The 18,761-nt window shown below is 68.6% G+C and carries 15 protein-coding genes; 11 read left to right on the forward strand and 4 right to left on the reverse strand.

All coding sequences use genetic code 11. From position 1 onward, the window contains the following. The first annotated feature begins 19 nt into the window (after positions 1-19). Positions 20-2,392, forward strand: coding sequence for an arylsulfatase (locus tag NVS83_RS14060; protein WP_258739889.1), 2,373 nt, complete (start codon positions 20-22; stop codon positions 2,390-2,392). A 130-nt stretch (positions 2,393-2,522) separates the two neighbouring features. Next, positions 2,523-4,004, forward strand: a complete 1,482-nt coding sequence (locus tag NVS83_RS14065) for a lipopolysaccharide biosynthesis protein (protein WP_258739890.1) — start codon at positions 2,523-2,525, stop codon at positions 4,002-4,004. Between the two features lie 13 nt (positions 4,005-4,017). Here NVS83_RS14065 and NVS83_RS14070 read toward each other — a convergent pair whose 3' ends face one another. Continuing rightward, positions 4,018-4,260: a DUF2842 domain-containing protein gene (locus NVS83_RS14070; protein ID WP_258734137.1), complete on the reverse strand. Its 243-nt coding sequence runs from the start codon at positions 4,258-4,260 to the stop codon at positions 4,018-4,020. 167 nt (positions 4,261-4,427) lie between these two features. Between NVS83_RS14070 and NVS83_RS14075 the strand changes: the two genes are divergently transcribed. Then, positions 4,428-5,501: a COX15/CtaA family protein gene (locus tag NVS83_RS14075; RefSeq protein ID WP_258739891.1), complete on the forward strand. Its 1,074-nt coding sequence runs from the start codon at positions 4,428-4,430 to the stop codon at positions 5,499-5,501. Positions 5,502-5,564: 63 nt separating this feature from the next. Here NVS83_RS14075 and uvrA read toward each other — a convergent pair whose 3' ends face one another. Beyond that, on the reverse strand, positions 5,565-8,471 hold the full coding sequence (gene uvrA / locus NVS83_RS14080; protein WP_258739892.1) for an excinuclease ABC subunit UvrA: 2,907 nt from the start codon (positions 8,469-8,471) through the stop codon (positions 5,565-5,567). Between the two features lie 163 nt (positions 8,472-8,634). Beyond that, positions 8,635-8,802 carry a hypothetical protein gene (locus tag NVS83_RS14085; RefSeq protein WP_258734134.1) on the reverse strand — a complete coding sequence of 56 codons (168 nt, stop codon included), beginning with the start codon at positions 8,800-8,802 and terminating at the stop codon, positions 8,635-8,637. 287 nt (positions 8,803-9,089) lie between these two features. Between NVS83_RS14085 and ssb the strand changes: the two genes are divergently transcribed. Then, positions 9,090-9,629, forward strand: a complete 540-nt coding sequence (gene ssb, locus NVS83_RS14090; RefSeq protein WP_258739893.1) for a single-stranded DNA-binding protein — start codon at positions 9,090-9,092, stop codon at positions 9,627-9,629. 637 nt (positions 9,630-10,266) lie between these two features. Here ssb and NVS83_RS14095 read toward each other — a convergent pair. Beyond that, positions 10,267-10,893 (reverse strand): MarC family protein, encoded by a 627-nt coding sequence (locus NVS83_RS14095; RefSeq protein WP_258739894.1) that lies wholly within the window; start codon positions 10,891-10,893, stop codon positions 10,267-10,269. Positions 10,894-11,290: 397 nt separating this feature from the next. Between NVS83_RS14095 and gyrA the strand changes: the two genes are divergently transcribed. The 7 genes from gyrA (at position 11,291) to tgt (ending at position 18,757) form a co-directional block, all read left to right on the forward strand. Beyond that, on the forward strand, positions 11,291-14,047 hold the full coding sequence (gene gyrA / locus NVS83_RS14100; RefSeq protein WP_258739895.1) for a DNA gyrase subunit A: 2,757 nt from the start codon (positions 11,291-11,293) through the stop codon (positions 14,045-14,047). A 34-nt stretch (positions 14,048-14,081) separates the two neighbouring features. Beyond that, a complete protein-coding gene (locus NVS83_RS14105; protein WP_258739896.1) occupies positions 14,082-14,663 on the forward strand; it encodes an LOG family protein in 582 nt (193 codons plus the stop codon). A gap of 127 nt (positions 14,664-14,790) precedes the next feature. After that, a complete protein-coding gene (gene coaD, locus NVS83_RS14110) occupies positions 14,791-15,300 on the forward strand; it encodes a pantetheine-phosphate adenylyltransferase (RefSeq protein WP_258734129.1) in 510 nt (169 codons plus the stop codon). Between the two features lie 41 nt (positions 15,301-15,341). After that, positions 15,342-15,896: a peptidylprolyl isomerase gene (locus NVS83_RS14115; RefSeq protein ID WP_258739897.1), complete on the forward strand. Its 555-nt coding sequence runs from the start codon at positions 15,342-15,344 to the stop codon at positions 15,894-15,896. A gap of 42 nt (positions 15,897-15,938) precedes the next feature. After that, complete coding sequence (locus NVS83_RS14120; RefSeq protein ID WP_258734127.1) at positions 15,939-16,397, forward strand: peptidylprolyl isomerase; 459 nt, start codon at positions 15,939-15,941, stop codon at positions 16,395-16,397. A gap of 129 nt (positions 16,398-16,526) precedes the next feature. Further along, positions 16,527-17,612 carry a tRNA preQ1(34) S-adenosylmethionine ribosyltransferase-isomerase QueA gene (gene queA, locus NVS83_RS14125; RefSeq protein WP_258739898.1) on the forward strand — a complete coding sequence of 362 codons (1,086 nt, stop codon included), beginning with the start codon at positions 16,527-16,529 and terminating at the stop codon, positions 17,610-17,612. Beyond that, complete coding sequence (tgt, locus tag NVS83_RS14130) at positions 17,609-18,757, forward strand: tRNA guanosine(34) transglycosylase Tgt (RefSeq protein ID WP_258739899.1); 1,149 nt, start codon at positions 17,609-17,611, stop codon at positions 18,755-18,757. Before queA ends, tgt begins: the two co-directional genes overlap by 4 nt. Positions 18,758-18,761: the final 4 nt, after the last annotated feature.

Here is an 18,761-nt window from a genome sequence, read left to right on the forward strand (position 1 = left end):
AGCGCCAGAGGAGCCCGCCATGTTCTGCCATCCGCTTGTTCTCGCCGCCGTCGTTTCCTCCCTTCTCGCAGCACAGACCACAAAGGGCGTCGCGCAGAGCGCGGAGAGCTCTCCGGCTGTCGGCAACGGGCAGGTCGTCCTGCCCTATGCGGAGCCGAAGTTCCGCGGCGCGGTGGGAACGACGTTCAAGGATTCCGACCCGGCCGCCTTTCCCGCGCCCGTCACCGCCCCGAAGGGCGCGCCCAATGTCCTGCTGATCCTGCTGGACGACGTAGGTTTCGGCCAGTTCGAGGTTTCGGGCGGCGGCGTCCCTTCGCCCTCGCTGGACCAGCTGGCGCGGGAGGGACTGCTCTACAACCGCTTCCACACCACGGCACTGTGCTCGCCGACGCGCGCGGCGTTGCTGACCGGCCGCAATCACAACGTGTCCGGCACCGGTGTGATCACCGAGCTCGCCACGGGATATGACGGCTATACCGGCATCATCCCGAAGGACACGGCGACGGTCGCCGAGATCCTGCGTCAGAACGGCTACATCACCTCCTGGTTCGGCAAGAACCACAACACGCCGATCTACGAGACCAGCGCGGTCGGCCCCTACGACCACTGGCCCAACGGGCTCGGCTTCGACTATTTCTACGGCTTCATGGCGGGCGACACCAATCAGGTACGGCCCTATCTGTTCGAGAACCAGACGCCGATCGGCACCCCCGACAAGGAGGGCTACTACCTCAGCGTCGATCTCGCCGACCATGCGATCCAGTGGCTTCAGAACATCGAGGCCATCCAGCCCTCCAAGCCCTGGCTTCTCTATTTCGCGCCCGCCGCGACCCACGCTCCCCATCAGGCGCCCAAGGCCCTGATCGAGAAGTTCGCCGGCAAGTTCGACATGGGCTGGGACGAATACCGCCGTCAGACCTTCGAACGGCAGAAGCAGATGGGCATCATCCCGCAGGACACCATCCTGACGCCCCGGCCCGCCAGCCTGCCCGCCTGGGACAGCCTCGATGACAAGCAGAAGAAGCTCTACAGCCGGATGATGGAGGTGTTCGCCGCCTATGGCGAGCAGGTCGACGAGGAGACCGGCCGCGTGCTCGACTATGTGGCCGCGATGCCGGACGCCGAGAACACGCTCGTCATCTACATCGTCGGCGACAACGGCGCCTCGGCCGAGGGCGGCTTCGACGGCACGCTGAACGAGAACGCCTTCTTCAACGCCTATCTCATGACCACCGACGACATGCTGGACCGCATCGACGAGATCGGCACAGAGCTGCACTTCAACCATTTCCCGGCCGGCTGGGCCTGGGCCATGGACACGCCGTTCCAGTGGACCAAGCAGGTCGCGAGCCATCTCGGCGGCACGCGCAACGTGATGGTGGTCAAATGGCCAGAGCGCTACAAGAACGGCGGCGAGATCCGCTCGCAGTTCACCCATGTCATCGACATCGCGCCCACCATCCTCGACGCGGCGGGCATCGCCGAGCCGCGCAGCGTGAACGGCACCGCCCAGACGCCTATCCAGGGCAAGAGCTTCCTGTCCACGCTCCCGGACCCGAAGGCGAAGGAGATCCGCACCAGCCAGTATTTCGAGATGTTCGCCAATCGCGGCATGTACAAGGACGGCTGGTGGGCGGCCTCGCTCTCGTTCGAGCCGTGGGAGCCCGAGCGCGGCGACTTCGATCCGTTCAAGGCGAAGTGGGAGCTCTACAACCTCGACACCGATTTCAGCCAGGGCAAGGACGTCGCCACCGACAACCCCGACAAGCTCGCCGAGATGACCGCGCTGTGGTGGGCGGAGGCTTCCGCCAACAAGGCGCTGCCGCTCGACTGGCGCGGCGCCGAGCGGTTCAGCGCCGAACTGACCGGCAAGCCCAACCTCGCGGGCGACCGCACCAGCTTCACCTATCACGGCGTCCTGACGGGCCTGCCCGAATCCTCGGCGCCCGATCTCAAGAACAAGTCGTTCAGCGTGTCCGCCAAGGTGAAGGTGGAGGACAACGCCAACGGCATGATCTTCACCCAGGGCGGCAACACCGGCGGATGGGCCTTCTACATGAAGGACGGCAGGCTGACCGCCGCGCACAACTTCATCGACGTCGACGTCTATTCCGTTTCGAGCCGCGACCTGGTGGCGAGTGGCGAGCGCATGGTGAAGATGGACTTCGCCTATGAGGGCGACAAGGAGGTCGGCAAGGGCGGCACCGTCACCCTGTTCGTGGACGGGCAGGAGGTCGGGTCCGGACAGGTGGCGAGGACCACGCCGTACAAGTTCTCGCTGTCGGAGAACCAGGACATCGGCGCCGACACCGGAACGGCGGTCAGCCCCGACTACCGCGCGCCGTTCGATTTCCAGGGCACGCTGGAAGAGGTGGTGGTGGAGCTGAAATAGACGCTCAACCGTGCATCGGCGTGCGGCGAGGGGAGAGCGGCCGGCGCCGCGGCCCTCCGCCGTTTCGGCGGTTCGGCCAGGGGCACCTTCCTTAACGCCCTAGAAACCACAATGGCCGCCTAATAAGGCCATGTTGGACGAGCGCACGATCGCACAGGACATCGCGTCGCCGGAGGGAGCGCACGACGCTCGCCGGTCGCCTCGCGACGGTTCGGCGACGGGCAACGCGGTGCGCGGCGGGCTGCGTCCCGGCATCGCCTTCGCGCGCCGCCATCTGCTGGTGCCCGCGCTCGCGGGTCTTCTCGTCGCCGGCGTGGCGAGCCAGCTCGTCGCACCGCGCTACACCTCCGAGGCGCGCATCTCCGCTGAGGGCCGCTCGAGCGGCACCTCGGGCAGTCAGGCGCAGATCATCGGCTCGCGCGAATTCGCCCGCCAGCTTCTCGACGACAAGGATCTCGCCGCCCGGCTGGCACCCGATGCCGCGGGCGAGCGTCTGGCAGGGGCGATCGGCCTCGGCGAGGCGGGCGCCTCGCGGGAATCGCGCGCGCTGGAAGCGATCGAGTCGGGGCTCGACGTGCGCGCACTCGCCGACGGCCAGACCGCGATCCGCTTCACCTCGGCCGATCCGCGCCTGTCGGCGGACATCGCCAATGCCTTCGCCGCCGCCTATCTCCGGCTGCGCAGGGAGAAGGCGGCCTTCAACATGGACCCGAACGGCCCGATCTCGACCGCGGCCCGGCTGGCCGCGAGCGCGGTGCCGGCCTCCGAGCCCGCGACGCCCGCGCCCTTCACCGTCGCACTGGGGCTGGGCTTTGCCGGATTTGGGGCGAGCCTCGGCCTTCGCCGGCTGCTGCGCCGGCGCGAGCGCGCGGTGCCGCCGCCCGAGCCGACACACCTGCCGCAGACCGCCCCGCAGGGCGAGACGCAGCATTTGCCGTGGATCGGCGGCGAGATGGCCGGCGACTATCCCGACGACGATTTTCTGGTGCCGCGCCGCCGCCTCTCGCGCGACGGCGAACTGGCCGACCTGTCGCGGCTGATCGAGCTGCGCGGGGAGGCGGCCCGGCTGGTCGTGGTGACCGGGCCGACGCCGGACGAGGGGATCGCCCGCTGCGCATTGGCGCTCGGCCGCTCGCTGGCGGGCGCGGAGCGGCGGGTGGTCATCGTCTGCCTCGACGTCGCCGCCACGCCGCTCGAATCGCTGACCGAGGACCCGCGCGCGCCGGGACTGACCGACCTGCTATTTGGTGTGGCGAGCTTTTCCGACGCGATCCATCGCGAGAACGCCTCGCGCTGCCATGTCATCCCGCCCGGGCGCGGCGCGCGGGAGGCGGACGGGCTGATCGGCGCCGACCGGCTGGCGCTGATCCTCGGCGCGCTGGTGCAGACCTACGATCATGTCGTGGTGGCCGCCCCTCCGCTCGGCGGCTGCGACGGCGCGCAGGGCATCGCGGCGCTGAAGCCGACCCTGATCCTCGTCACACAGCCCGGCGGCCCGGCGACGGAAGCCGTGCGCGCCTTCGACGGCCTCGCCGACCTTGGCTTCGCCGAGATCGCCATGGTGACCTTCGCGGAGGTCGCCGAGAACCCCGCCTTGTGCGAGGCGGCCTGAGGCTTTTCGCGCCTCAGAGCGTTTCCTGCCGCCGGTCGTGCTTCAGCATCCAGCGGATGAGAAGGCCGGCGGGAAACACCCAGCCGAAGCCCAGCACGACATAGGCGACGAACTGCAGGTAGCCGGGAAGCTGCGTGACGCGGCCCTGCGCCAGCGCCATCGCGCCCAGCGCCCAGACGAGCACCAGCACCAGCATCAGCACCGTGCCGACGAATTTGCGCAGGCGCGGCGACAGGCCGACAGGGGCATTGCTCATGGTCCGGCTCCCGCTTGGTCACAAGGTGGCGCGGGACAAAAAGACCCGTTGCGCCCGCGCGCCTGCCTCTATATCGCTCGCCTCGCCGCGGCGGAAGCCGCCCGGCCCGTGGCGACCCGTGGGGCTGAGGGTCGGAGCGGAACTCCGCGCAATCAGGGAGCGCAGCCATGGCCCTCGACCACGCCGCGACGACGGGCGCGATTGCCGACGTCGCCGCCACGCCCGCCGACCGGATGAAGCCGGTGCGGCTGTGGCTCTACGCGGTCGCCGCCATGATCGTGCTGATGGTGGTGGTGGGCGGCGCCACGCGCCTGACCGAATCCGGCCTCTCCATCACCGAATGGCAGCCGGTGACGGGAGCGCTGCCGCCGCTGAGCGAGGAGGCCTGGCAGTCCGAGTTCGAGAAGTACCGCCAGATCCCGCAATACCAGCAGATCAACCGGGGCATGAGCCTCGAGCAGTTCAAATACATCTTCTGGTGGGAGTGGGGTCATCGCCTGCTCGGCCGGCTGATCGGCTTCGTCTTCCTGCTGCCGTTCCTGTTCTTCCTCTGGCGCGGGCTGATCGACCGGGCGCTCGGCGTGAAGCTCGGCGGGCTGTTCGTGCTCGGCGGGCTGCAGGGGGCGGTCGGCTGGTGGATGGTGGCCTCCGGCCTCGTCAACCGGGTCGAGGTCAGCCAGTACCGGCTCGCGACCCATCTCACGCTCGCCTGCCTGATCCTCGCCGCGACGGTGGCGGTCGCGGTGTCTCTGAAGCCGCTCGCCGCGCGGCAGGCCGTGCCGCAATGGCTACGCGGCTATTCGCGGCTGCTGCTGGGCATCGTGGTGCTTCAGATCTTCCTCGGCGGGCTGGTCGCCGGCCTCGATGCCGGGCTCACCTACACGACCTGGCCGCTGATGGACGGCCACATGGTGCCGCCGGTGCAGAACCTGCTTCTGCTGCAGCCCGCCTGGCGCAATTTCTTCGAGAACGTCCTCACCGTGCAGTTCGACCACCGGCTGGTGGCCTACCTGCTGCTGGCGCTGGCGATCGGCAACTGGCTCAGCGCGCGGCGGGTGCACGGCGCGGTGGCGAAGCGCGCCCTGCTGATCCTGGCGCTGGTGTGCACGCAGGCGTTCCTCGGCATCGTCACGCTGATCAACCAGGTGCCGATCGATATCGCGCTCGCCCACCAGTTCGGCGCCACCATCGTGCTGATCGCGGCGACCGTGAACGTGGTGCGCATCCACCAGTCCGCCTGAGCCTGCCCGCCGGGCGCGCGAAGCCGTCCGGGGACCCGCCCCAAGGGAGGCTCCCGAACCGCGCTATTCCGCCGCGCTGCGGGGCTTCATGGGCCGGCGTGCCAGCACCTCGGCGAGGAAATGGCCGGTGTGGCTGCGCTCGTTCTTCGCGATCGTCTCCGGCGGGCCCGCCGCGACGATCTCGCCGCCGCCGTCGCCGCCTTCCGGGCCGAGATCGATCACCCAGTCCGCGGTCTTGATGACCTCGAGATTGTGCTCGATCACCACCACCGTATTGCCCTGCTCGACCAGCTCGTGCAGCACCTCGAGCAGCTTGGCGACGTCGTGGAAGTGCAGCCCCGTGGTCGGCTCGTCGAGGATGTAGAGCGTGCGCCCGGTGGCCCGGCGCGAGAGCTCCTTGGAGAGCTTCACCCGCTGCGCCTCGCCGCCCGACAGCGTGTTCGCCTGCTGCCCGACCTTGATGTAGTCGAGGCCGACGCGCGAGAGCGTCTCCAGCTTCTCGCGCACCGCCGGCACCGCCTTGAAGAAGGCCGCGCCTTCCTCGACCGTCATGTCGAGAACGTCGGCGATCGACTTGTTCTTGAATGTGACCTCGAGCGTTTCGCGGTTGTAGCGCTTGCCCTTGCAGACGTCGCAGGTGACGTAGACGTCGGGCAGGAAGTGCATCTCGATCTTGATGACGCCGTCGCCCTGGCACGCCTCGCAGCGCCCGCCCTTCACGTTGAAGGAGAAGCGTCCCGGCCCATAGCCGCGCGCCTTCGCCTCCGGTAGGCCGGCGAACCATTCGCGGATCGGGGTGAAGGCGCCGGTATAGGTCGCCGGGTTGGAGCGCGGCGTGCGCCCGATCGGCGACTGGTCGATGTCGATCACCTTGTCGAGGTGCTCCAGCCCCTCCAGCCGGTCGTGCGGGGCGGGCGGTTCGGAGGCCCCGTTGAGGCGCCGCGCCACCGCCTTGTAGAGCGTGTCCACGAGCAGGGTCGACTTGCCCCCGCCGGATACCCCGGTGACGGCGGTGAACAGGCCGAGCGGGATCTCGGCGGTCACGTCCTTCAGATTGTTGCCGCGCGCGCCGACGACCCGGAGCAGGCGCTTCGCGTTCGGCTTGCGCCGCCGCGGCACCGGCACCGACAGCGCGCCGGTGAGGTACTTGCCGGTGAGCGAGTGCGGGCTGGCGAGGATGTCCGAAGGCGTGCCCTGGGCGACGATGCGCCCGCCATGCACGCCCGCGCCCGGGCCGACATCGACCACATGGTCGGCGGCGAGGATGGCGTCCTCGTCATGCTCGACCACGACGACGGTGTTGCCGAGGTCGCGCAGCCTCTTCAGCGTGCCGAGCAGGCGCTCATTGTCGCGCTGGTGCAGGCCGATGGAGGGCTCGTCCAACACATAGAGCACGCCGGTCAGGCCGGAGCCGATCTGCGAGGCGAGGCGGATGCGCTGGCTCTCGCCGCCCGACAGCGTGCCTGAGGCGCGGGCGAGGGTGAGATAGTCCAGCCCCACATCGAGCAGGAAGGCGAGGCGCTCGCGGATCTCCTTGAGGATGCGCACCGCGATCTCGTTCTGCTTGTCGGTGAGCTGGCCGGGCAGGGCGGTGAACCATTCCAGCGCCGCGCGCACGGAAAGCACCGCCGCCTCGCCGATGTGCCGGCCGGCGATCTTCACCGCCAGCGCCTCGGGCTTGAGCCGGTAACCGTGGCAGGCGGCACAGGGCACGGCGGAGAAGTATTTGCCGATCTCCTCGCGCGCCCAGTCGCTCTCGGTCTCGCGCCAGCGCCGCTCGAGATTGGTGATGATGCCCTCGAAGGTCTTCGAGGTCTCGTAGGCGCGCATGCCGTCGTCATAGACGAAGCGGACCGTCTCGCCGCCCGAGCCGTAGAGGATGATCTCCTGCGCCTTGGCAGGCAGGTCTTCCCACGGCGTGGTCAGCTTGAAGCCGTAATGGCGGGCGAGTGCGTCCAGCGTCTGGCCGTAATAGGGCGAGGAGGACTTGGCCCAGGGCGCCAGCGCCCCCTGCTTCAGCGAGCGCGAGCGGTCCGGCACCACGAGCTCGGGGTCGATCTTGCTCTCATGGCCGAGGCCGTCGCAAACCGGGCAGGCGCCGAACGGGTTGTTGAAGGAGAACAGCCGCGGCTCGATCTCGGGAATGGTGAAGCCGGAGACCGGGCAGGCGAACTTCTCCGAGAAGATGATGCGCCGCGCCGCGCCGCTCTCATCCGCCTCGTCGGCGAATTCGATCACGGCGATGCCGTCGGCGAGGCCGAGTGCGGTCTCGAAGCTGTCGGCGAGGCGGCTCGCCATGTCGGCGCGCACCACGAGGCGGTCCACCACAACGTCGATGTCGTGCTTGAACTTCTTGTCGAGCGCCGGCGCCTCGGCGATCTCGTGGAAGTCGCCGTCGATCTTGACCCGCTGGAAGCCCTTCTTCTGGAAATCGGCCAGCTCCTTGCGGTATTCGCCCTTGCGCCCGCGCACCACCGGCGCCAGCAGGTAGAGCCGCGTGCGCTCGGGCAGGGCGAGGACCCGGTCGACCATCTGGCTGACGGTCTGGCTCTCGATCGGCAGGCCGGTCGCCGGCGAATAGGGCACGCCGACGCGCGCCCAGAGCAGGCGCATATAGTCGTAGATCTCGGTTACGGTGCCGACCGTCGAGCGCGGGTTCTTCGACGTCGTCTTCTGCTCGATGGAGATGGCCGGGGACAGGCCGTCGATCTGGTCGACGTCCGGCTTCTGCATCATCTCCAGGAACTGGCGGGCATAGGCCGAGAGGCTCTCGACATAGCGGCGCTGGCCTTCGGCATAGATGGTGTCGAAGGCGAGCGAGGACTTGCCCGACCCCGACAGGCCGGTGAACACGACAAGGCTGTCGCGCGGGATCTCCAGATCGACATTCTTCAGATTGTGCTCACGAGCGCCCCGGATCGTGATCGAACGGGCATCGCGGCGCGGCGAGGGATCCACGCGGTCCTTCATTGATGTCTCTTCATGCGGGCCCTCGGCCGGGCCGATCTTCACATCTGTTCCGTACCCGACACCGCACGCTGGGCAAGCCGGCGGCGCGGATCAGGCCGGAATGTCGGCCCGGCTATCGCATTCCCTTCCGGCCTCGCAGGCACGAATGCCCGCCGGCCGGGGATCAGAAGGCGATGCCGGCGCCCTTGAGGGCGATCGCCGCGCAGCCCAGCGCGGCGATGAGGCCGCCCGACACGGCGAGGAGCGCCCGGCGGATCATCATCTGGCGGGCATCCTCGGCGCGCAGGGCGATAGCGCGGGCGGCACGGCGGCGATTGCGCGGATCGGTCATGGCATCACAAGCTCGATAAGCGTCTCGGTTGACGTGTCCTTAACATAGTGGCCCTTCCGGCGGCTGCAATTGCACGAGTCGCATGCTTGCGCCCATCAGGCCACAATGCTAGGAACATAACAAGAACAATTTACATGGGCACGCTACGAACGGCCGGCGCGGTGCCGCGAGCGTGCCAATATAGTGGACAAGCATGCCGTGTGCCGCGCCGTGCCCGGCGTGGTTGGCTATAAGATCGGGTCTTTGACGGGAGGACGCCGGCACGGCGTCCGGATGCGGAGGATAGGATGGCGGGCAGCGTCAACAAGGTGATCCTGGTCGGCAATCTCGGCCGCGATCCGGAAGTGCGTACGTTCCAGAACGGCGGCCGGGTGTGCAATCTGCGCCTCGCCACCTCGGAGACCTGGCGCGACAAGGCGTCGGGCGAGCGCCGCGAGCGCACGGAGTGGCACAGCGTCGTCATCTTCAACGAGAACCTGCTGCGCGTTGCCGAGCAGTATCTGCGCAAGGGTTCGAAGGTCTATGTCGAGGGCCAGCTCGAGACCCGCAAGGCGACCGACCAGTCCGGCGGCGAGCGCTATTTCACCGAGGTGGTGCTGCGCCCGTTCCGCGGCGAATTGACCATTCTCGACAGCCGCGGCAGCGGCGGCTCCTCGGAAGGCGAGGATTACGGCTCCGGCGGCAGCGATTTCGGCTCGTCCGGCAGCTTCGGTGGCGGTAGCGGCGGTTCCGGCGGACGCTCCTTCGGCGGCGAGCGCAAGCCGGCCCCCATCGGCGGCGGCGGCTCGGGCGGCGGCGGCGATCTCGACGACGAAATCCCGTTCTGAGCCTTGTGCCGCACTATTGGGCCTTGTTCCGCACTGAGCCTTTGCCGCAATGGGCGTCTGCTCGCACGGGGGCCCGCCCGTGGGGCTCGATGGTCCAGCCGGACCGGCGGGATGAGGCCGGCGAGGCGGCAGCGTGTAAACCGCCCGGCTGCCTTCCCGTGCGGAGCGCCCGATGGTGGACGCCGGGACCGGCGACCGAGCGGCACGGGATGAACCTGGCGCCGCTTCTCTAGGCTTCCCTGCCGATCCGGATTCACGCCTTTTCGGCCCTTGCCGACCTCGGCCTCGGCGTGGCGCAGTTCGGCGGGCCTAAGGCCACCGCGTGCGGCCCGCCGCGGCGCTGGCCGGGTGTGGTGCGGCGCTCTGATGGTGACCGGGGTGGCCGGCTCGTCCCGAATCCACCAGATGCGCAGGTTTGGCCGTTCGGGCTGATCTACTTCCTGCCGCCCTACGTGATCTGGGTGCCGCAGCGCGAACTTCCGGGTACCTATCGGCATGCCGTACCGTGCCGCCAGCGGGCGAGGCCTCGCACGCTCTTCGGCGGGCTGAAGCCGGCGAACTCGTTCACGTTCTGGCGCAGGCGCCCAATGCTTCGGGGGCGCGTTCGGCAGCCGTGTCGCCGCGACACGCGGGCGGGTCACGGCATGAACGTGGCCTTGATGCCGTCGATCACGAACTGCACGGCGAGGGCGGCGAGTACCACGCCAAGCAGGCGCGAGAGGATGGCGTTGCCGGTGACGCCGAGCAGGCGGTTCATCCGGTCCGCAATCAGGAACACCAGCAGGCAGCTCGCCAGCACTGCGAGCGTGATGGCGAACAGCGCGGCGAGGCGGGAGGCCTCGCCATGTGCCTCGCCCGACAGCAGCAGCATGGCGGTGATGGCGCCCGGCCCCGCCATGAGCGGGATGGCGAGCGGGAACACGGCGATCATGCGCAGGTGCTGCTCGCGCATCGCCGCCTCGGCGGCCTCGAACTTGCGCTCGCTGCGGCGGGCGAACACCATCTCGAACGAGATCGTGAACAGCAGCAGCCCGCCGGCGATCCGGAAGGCAGGCAGGGTGATGCCGAGCGCGTGGAGCAGCGGCGCCCCGACGAGCCCGAACAGCACCAGTATGGCCAGCGCAATGACGGAAGCGCGCACCGCCACCGCCCGCCGCTCCGTCGCCGACAGGTCGGAGGTCACGGCGAGGAAGATGGGCGTGAGGCCAATCGGATCGATGACCACCAGCATAGTGACGGCCGCCGAGAACACGTAGTCCAGCATCAGTCAGCTCCCCCGCCCGATCACATGCCGCATCCAGCGCCTTTCGCGCTGCGTTAGCCGACCTATGTTTACGCCCCCGCGCCCGAACTCGGCCCGCCAGCACCCACCTTCGGAATCCCGACAGGCGGCCGCATGAGCCGGCGAAGGGTCGGCGCGTCGCGGTCCGGGCACCCGGCGTCACCCGACGCCGCCGGCACCGGAAGCGGCCCAGAATGGCCGTTTCATGATACCTGTCGGCCTTGGTTCCGCCACGTTCTCCCAGCGTCGCGAAGTGTGGTCTGTAATGCATTGATTTTCAATGTATATTTCGGGCCTCGGCGAAGGCGTCCGGCTGGCGTCTCGCAGCGGAATCGGCTAGACAGGGGGCACCTTATGCAACCTGAGAAAAGTCGCTTCCTTGTCCGATTCCGATACGTCTAGGCCCGAGGGCGCAGAGCCTTCGGATATTCGGCCCGTCTCTATCACCGACGAGCTCTCGCGCAGCTATCTCGACTATGCGATGAGCGTCATCGTCTCGCGCGCGCTTCCGGACGTGCGCGACGGGCTGAAACCGGTGCACCGGCGCATCCTGTTCTCGATGCGCGAGAACAATTACACGCCCGAACGCCCGTACAACAAATCCGCCCGCGTCACCGGCGACACGATGGGCAAGTACCATCCGCACGGCAACCAGGCGATCTACGACGCGCTGGTGCGCCTGGCGCAGGACTTCTCGATGCGCCTGCCGCTGGTGGACGGGCAGGGCAATTTCGGCTCGATCGACGGCGACCCACCCGCGGCCGAACGCTACACCGAGGTGCGGCTCGCCCGCCCGGCGATGACACTGCTCGACGACCTCGACAAGGACACGGTCGACTTCGGCGAGAACTATGACGGGCGCGAGCGGGAGCCCACCGTGCTCCCCGCGCGGCTGCCGAACCTTCTGGTGAACGGCGCCGGCGGCATCGCGGTCGGCATGGCGACCAACATCCCGCCGCACAATCTCGGCGAGGTCATCGACGCCTGCGTGGCGCTGATCGACGATCCCTCGCTGCAGGGCGAGGCGCTGCTGGACTACATCCACGGTCCCGATTTCCCGACCGGGGCGCTGATCCTCGGGCGCAGCGGCATCCGCCAGGCCTATCTCACCGGCCGCGGCTCGATCGTGATGCGCTCGCGAACCAGCATCGAGACCCTGCGCAAGGATCGCGAGGCGATCATCGTCACCGAAATTCCCTATCAGGTGAACAAGGCGGCGATGATCGAGCGCATCGCCGAACTGGTGCGCGACAAGCGCCTCGAGGGCATCGCCGAGATCCGCGACGAGAGCTCCCGCGAGGGGCTGCGCGTGGTGTTCGAGATCAAGCGCGACGCGCAGGCGGACATCGTCCTCAACAATCTGTTCCGCATGACCGCGCTGCAGACCTCCTTCGGCGCCAACATGGTGGCGCTGAACGGCGGCCGGCCGGCGGTGATGACGCTGCTCGACCTGCTCACCGCCTTCGTCGCCTTTCGCGAGGATGTTGTTAGCCGGCGCACTAAATTCCTGCTGCGCAAGGCGCGTGACCGCGCCCATGTGTTGGTGGGCCTCGCCATCGCGGTCGCGAACATCGACGAGGTGATCCACACCATCCGCACCTCGCCCGATCCGGCGACGGCGCGCGAGGCGCTGATGACCCGTCACTGGCCGGCGCACGACGTCGCGCCGCTAATCGCGCTGATCGACGACCCGCGCCACAAGCTGGCGGAGGACGGGACCTACCGGCTCTCGGCCGAGCAGGCCCGCGCGATCCTCGACCTGCGCCTGCAGCGTCTCACCGCGCTCGGCCGCGACGAGATCGCCGACGAGCTCGACAAGATCGCCGTGGAGATCCGCGACTATCTCGACATCCTCGGCAGCCGCGAGCGCATTCGCTCCATCGTCAAGAGCGAGCTCGTTGAAGTCAAAGACCAATTCGGCACACCGCGGCGGACCGAGATCACCGAGGCCGACGGCGATTTCGAGGACGAGGACCTCATCGCCCGCGAGGAGATGGTCGTCACCGTCTCGCATGCGGGCTATGTGAAGCGCGTGCCGCTGTCGACCTATCGCGCCCAGCGGCGCGGCGGCAAGGGCCGCTCCGGCATGCAGACGCGGGACGAGGATTTCGTCACCCGCATCTTCGTCGCCTCGACCCACGCGCCGGTGCTGTTCTTCTCCTCCAAGGGCCAGGTCTACAAGCTGAAGGTATGGCGCCTGCCGGTGGCCGCGCCGCAGGCCCGCGGCAAGGCGCTGGTGAACATCCTGCCGCTGACCGAGGGCGAGCGGATCACCTCGATCATGGCGCTACCGGACGAGGAGACCTGGAGCCGGCTACAGATCATGTTCGCCGCCACCTCCGGCTCGGTGCGGCGCAACCAGCTCTCCGATTTCACCAATGTGAACCGGAACGGCAAGATCGCCATGAAGCTGGAGGAGGGCGAGTCGATCGCCGACGTCGAGCTCTGCGGCGAGGACGACGACGTCCTGCTGACCAGCGCCAACGGTCAGTGCATCCGCTTCCCCGTCACCGAGGTGCGCATCTTCAAGGGGCGCGACTCGATGGGCGTGCGCGGCATCCAGCTCGAGGGCGGGGACCGGCTGATCTCGATGGCGATCATCCGCCATGTCGCGGCGACGGCCGAGGAGCGCGCCGAATATATCAAGCGCGCCAACGCCGTCCGGCGCAGCCAGAACGGCGCGGAGGAGAGCGGCGAGGCCGATGTCGAGATCATCGATGCCGATGCCGAGGAGGTCGCGGCCGGCGGCGGCGAGCTCGACCTCAGCCGCTACGCGCAGATGAGCGCGGCCGAGCAGTTCATCCTCACCCTCTCCGAAAACGGCTACGGCAAGCGCACCTCTTCGTTCGAGTACCGCACCACGCGGCGCGGCGGAAAGGGCATCGTCGCCATGGCGGTGAACAACCGCAACGGCCCGCTGGTGGCGTCCTTCCCGGTGGAGGAGACCGACCAGATCATGCTGGTCACCGATGGCGGGCAGCTCATCCGCTGCCCCGTCAACGGCATCCGCATCGTCGGGCGCGGCAGCCAGGGCGTCATCGTGTTCGACACCGCCGAGGACGAGAAGGTGGTCTCGGTCGAGCGGGTCAGCGAGGAGGAGAGCGAGGACATCGCCGGCGAGGATACGGCCGAATAGCCGCCTCGCCCCGTCCTCACTCCGGGAGAATCCCATGCGTCGTCTGTGCGTCTTTCTCGGCTCCAATCCCGGCCGTCGTCCGGGCTATGAGGAGGCGGCGGCGAGCCTCGGCCGTACGCTGGCCCGCGAGGGCATCGGCCTCGTCTATGGCGGCGCGTCGGTCGGCCTGATGGGCGCGCTCGCCAATGCCGCGCTCGAGGCCGGCGGCGAGGTGATCGGCATCATCCCGCAGCGGCTGATCGACAAGGAGATCGGCCACAAGGGCCTGTCGGACCTGCGCGTGGTCGGCTCGATGCACGAGCGCAAGGCGCTGATGGCGGAACTCTCCGACGGCTTCATCGCCCTGCCGGGCGGCGTCGGCACGCTGGAAGAGTTGTTCGAGGTGTGGACCTGGGCCCAGCTCGGCAGCCACGACAAGCCCTGCGCGGTGCTGAACGTCGAAGGCTATTTCGAGCGCCTGCTCTCCTTCATCGACTATGCGGTGGAGGAAGGCTTCATGCGCGGGCCGCATCGCGACATGCTGCTGGTGGCGAGCGAGCCGGCGGAACTGCTCGACAAGCTGCGCGCCTATCGCCCACCGACGGTGACCAAGTGGATCGGACGCGACGAACGCTGAGCCTCGCCCCTGAAGGACAGGGAGCCGCGCGGCCGGGGACGGAGCGCATGCGCCCCGCTCGGCTTGCTTCCGCGGCGGGAGCCGTCTAACCCTTGCCGCGCACACGGAACCGCCGATGGGGCCGCCTATGAGCGCTGCGCGCACCGCCTTCTATCCCGGCTCGTTCGATCCGCCGACCAATGGGCATGTCGAGGTGGCGCGGGCCGCCGCGCGCCTGGCGGACCGGCTGGTGGTCGGGGTCGGGGTCCATCCGGGCAAGACGCCCCTGTTCGCCGCCGCCGAGCGGCTCGACATGCTGCGCGAGGTGTTCGCCCCGGTCGCGGCCGAGCAGGGCGCGGCGCTCGACTGCGTGACCTTCGACGGGCTGGTGGTCGACGCGGCGCTCAGCCATGGCGCGGGCATCCTCATTCGCGGCCTGCGCGACGGCACCGATCTCGACTACGAGATGCAGATGGCGGGAATGAACGGCACGCTGCGCCCGGAAGTCCAGACCGTGTTCCTGCCGGCCTCGCCGATCGCCCGCCCCATCACCGCCACTCTGGTCAGGCAGATCGCCGCCATGGGTGGAGACGTCTCCGCCTTCGTTCCGCCCGCCGTGCTGAGCCGCCTGAAGGCGCGCTTCGGCCGGACCGACTAGACGCGGACGCCGCCGAACGAGCGTCCAACGGAGTTCTCCCGATGATCCGAAGCCTTTTCGCCGCCGTCGTTCTCGCCTGCGCCTTTGCTCTCCCGGCCGCGGCGCAGGCGCCCAAGCTGCCGCCGAATGTCGACCCGCAGAACACCATCATCATGCAGACCACCAAGGGCCCGGTGATCTTCGTGCTGCGTACCGACATCGCTCCCAAGCACGCCGAGCGCATCAAGAAGCTGGCGCGCGAGGGCTTCTACGACAACGTGCCGTTCCACCGCGTGATCGACGGCTTCATGGCCCAGACCGGCGACGGCCAGTATGGCAACGGCACCGGCGGCTCGCGCTATCCCGACCTCAAGGCCGAGTTCTCCAACGTGCCCTTCAAGCGCGGCACGGTCGGCATGGCCCGCGCCTCGAGCCCGGACAGCGCGAACTCCCAGTTCTTCATCTGCTTCGGCGACGCCTCGTTCCTGAACGGCCAGTACACGGTGATCGGCCAGGTCGTCTCCGGCATGGAGAACGTCGACAAGCTCAAGCGCGGCGAGCCGGTGCAGAACCCGGACAAGATCATCTCGATGAAGGTCGCCTCCGACGTCAAGTGAGGCGCTTCCGCGTCCGCAACGCCCATTTCCAAGGAGAAAGTCATGTCCGACAACACGAATTTCCTGCTGCTCGAGACCACGCAGGGACCGGTGAAGATCAAGTTCCGCCCGGATCTTGCTCCGAACCATGTGGCCCGCATCGCCGAGCTCGCCACCGAAGGCTTCTATGACAATGTGCCGTTCCACCGCGTGATCGAGGGCTTCATGGCCCAGACCGGCGACGGCCAGTTCGGCAACGGCACCGGCGGCTCGGGCAAGAAGCTCAAGGCCGAGTTCAACAAGGGCAAGCACGTGCGCGGCACCGCCTCGATGGCGCGGGCTCAGAATCCGGATTCGGGCGACAGCCAGTTCTTCATCTGCTTCGCCGACGCCTCCTTCCTCGACGGCCAGTACACGGTGTGGGGCGAAGTCGTCGAAGGCATGGAGAACGTCGACAAGATCAAGCGCGGCGAGCCGGTGCAGAACCCCGACAAGATCGTGAAGGCCTCCGTCTCCGCCTGATCGACGCCGTTTCGACCGAACTGGTCCCGGGGACGCGCGCGAGCGCGCTCCGGGATCGTCGTTTCCGGGTCGGCGCGCCGTGTGGCGTCCGCCCGCCTTTTTCGCGTTCAGCCACTGCCGCCGAAGCCCATGCATGTCAATCTTTTCGATTTCGAGCTCCCGCCCGAGCGCATCGCCCTGCGCCCCGTCTCGCCGCGCGACGCGGCCCGGATGCTCGTCATACGCCCCGGCGCCGAGCCGGAGCTGACGGACGCGCATGTGCGCGACCTGCCGGAGGTGCTGGCGCCCGGCGACGCACTGGTGGTGAACGACACCCGCGTCGTGCCGGCCCGGCTCGACGGCATCCGCCGGCGGACCTCCTCGCAGGGCGAGGGCGTGCATGTCGAGGCGATGCTGCACAAGCGCATCACCGCCGATACGTGGCTGGTGCTGGCGCGCCCGGGCAAGCGCCTCGCGCCCGGCGACGTGATCGAGTTTTCCGCGCCGGCCGGCGTGCGGCATCTTTCCGCCACGCTGGAAGCGAAGGGCGAGGGCGGCGAGGTCACGCTGCGCTTCGGGCTTGGCGGTGCCGAGCTCGACGCCGCCATCGCCGCCATCGGCCACATCCCGCTGCCGCCCTACATCGCCACGCGGCGCCCCGACGACGCGCAGGACCGCAGCGACTACCAGACCATGTTCGCCGCCCATGAGGGCTCGGTCGCCGCGCCGACGGCGGGGCTGCACTTCACGCCCGAGCTGATCGCCCGGCTGGAGGCGCGCGGCATCGCCACCCACCGCCTGACGCTGCATGTCGGGGCGGGCACCTTCCTGCCGGTGAAGGTGGAGGACACGGTCGACCACCGCATGCACGCGGAGTGGGGCGAGGTCTCGGCCGAGACAGCGGCCGCGCTCAACGCCGTGAAGGCGCGCGGCGGGCGGGTCGTCACCATCGGCACTACGGCGACCCGGCTGATCGAAAGCGCCGCCACGCCGGAGGGGGACTTGCAGGCCTGGCGCGGCGAGACAGACATCTTCATCACGCCCGGCTACCGCTTCCGCTATATCGACGGCATGCTGACCAATTTCCACCTGCCGCGCTCGACCCTCGTCATGCTGGTCGCCGCCTTCATCGGCCACGAGCCGCAGAAGCGGGCCTATGCGCACGCTATCCGCGCCGGCTATCGTTTCTATTCCTATGGCGACGCCTGCCTTTTGCTGCCACAAGCGCGTCCATGAACGACCTGTCCACGATCGACTTCCACTACCGCCTGAAGGCCACCGACGGGGCCGCGCGCCTCGGCGAGGTCGTCACCCCGCGCGGCATTGTCAACACGCCGGCCTTCATGCCGGTCGGCACCGCCGCGACCGTGAAGGGCATGTATCCCGAGCAGGTACGCGAGCTGGGCGCCGACATCGTGCTCGGCAACACCTATCACCTGATGCTGCGCCCGACCGCCGAGCGGGTGGCGGAGCTGGGCGGCCTACACGCCTTCATGCGCTGGCCGCACCCGATCCTCACCGATTCCGGCGGCTTCCAGATCATGTCGCTGGCCGCGCTTCGGAAGATGAACGAGAAGGGCGTGACCTTCCGTTCGCATATCGACGGCAGCTATCACGAGCTCTCGCCCGAACGCTCGGTGGAGATCCAGGGCCTCCTCGGCTCGGACATCCAGATGCAGCTCGACGAATGCGTGCGCCTTCCCGCCAGCCGCGAGGAGATCGCCCGCGCGCTGAACCTCTCGCTGCGCTGGGCCGAGCGTTCGAAGAAGGCGTTCGAGCGCCAACCGAAGGGCAGGGCGCTGTTCGGCATCGTGCAGGGCGGCGACGACGCGGCGCTGCGCGAGGAATCCGCGCGCGGGCTCGTCGATATCGGCTTTCCCGGCTATTCCATCGGCGGCCTCGCCGTCGGCGAGCCGCAGGCCGTCATGCTCGCCATGCTGGAGGTGGTGAACCCGATCCTGCCGGCGGACCGGCCGCGCTACCTGATGGGCGTCGGCACGCCTGAGGACATCATCGAGAGCGTGGCGCGCGGGGTCGACATGTTTGACTGCGTTATGCCGACCCGCGCCGGCCGGCACGCGCAGGCCTTCACCCGCTTCGGCAAGATCAACCTGAAGAACGCCCGCCACGCCGACGATCCGCGCCCGCTGGACGAGGAGAGCGACTGCCCGGCTGCGCGCGACTATTCGCGGGCCTATCTCCACCATCTCACCCGCTGCGACGAGATGCTGGGCGCGATGCTGCTGACCTGGGTGAACCTCGCCTATTACCAGAGCCTGATGAAGGGCATCCGCACGGCGATCGGCGAGGGCCGGTTCGAGGCCTATCGCGCCGAGGTGAAGGACGGCTGGGCGCGCGGCGACATCCCCCCGCGCGGCTGAGGGC

Source organism: Ancylobacter mangrovi (genome assembly GCF_024752335.1).
GTDB lineage: Bacteria > Pseudomonadota > Alphaproteobacteria > Rhizobiales > Xanthobacteraceae > Ancylobacter > Ancylobacter mangrovi.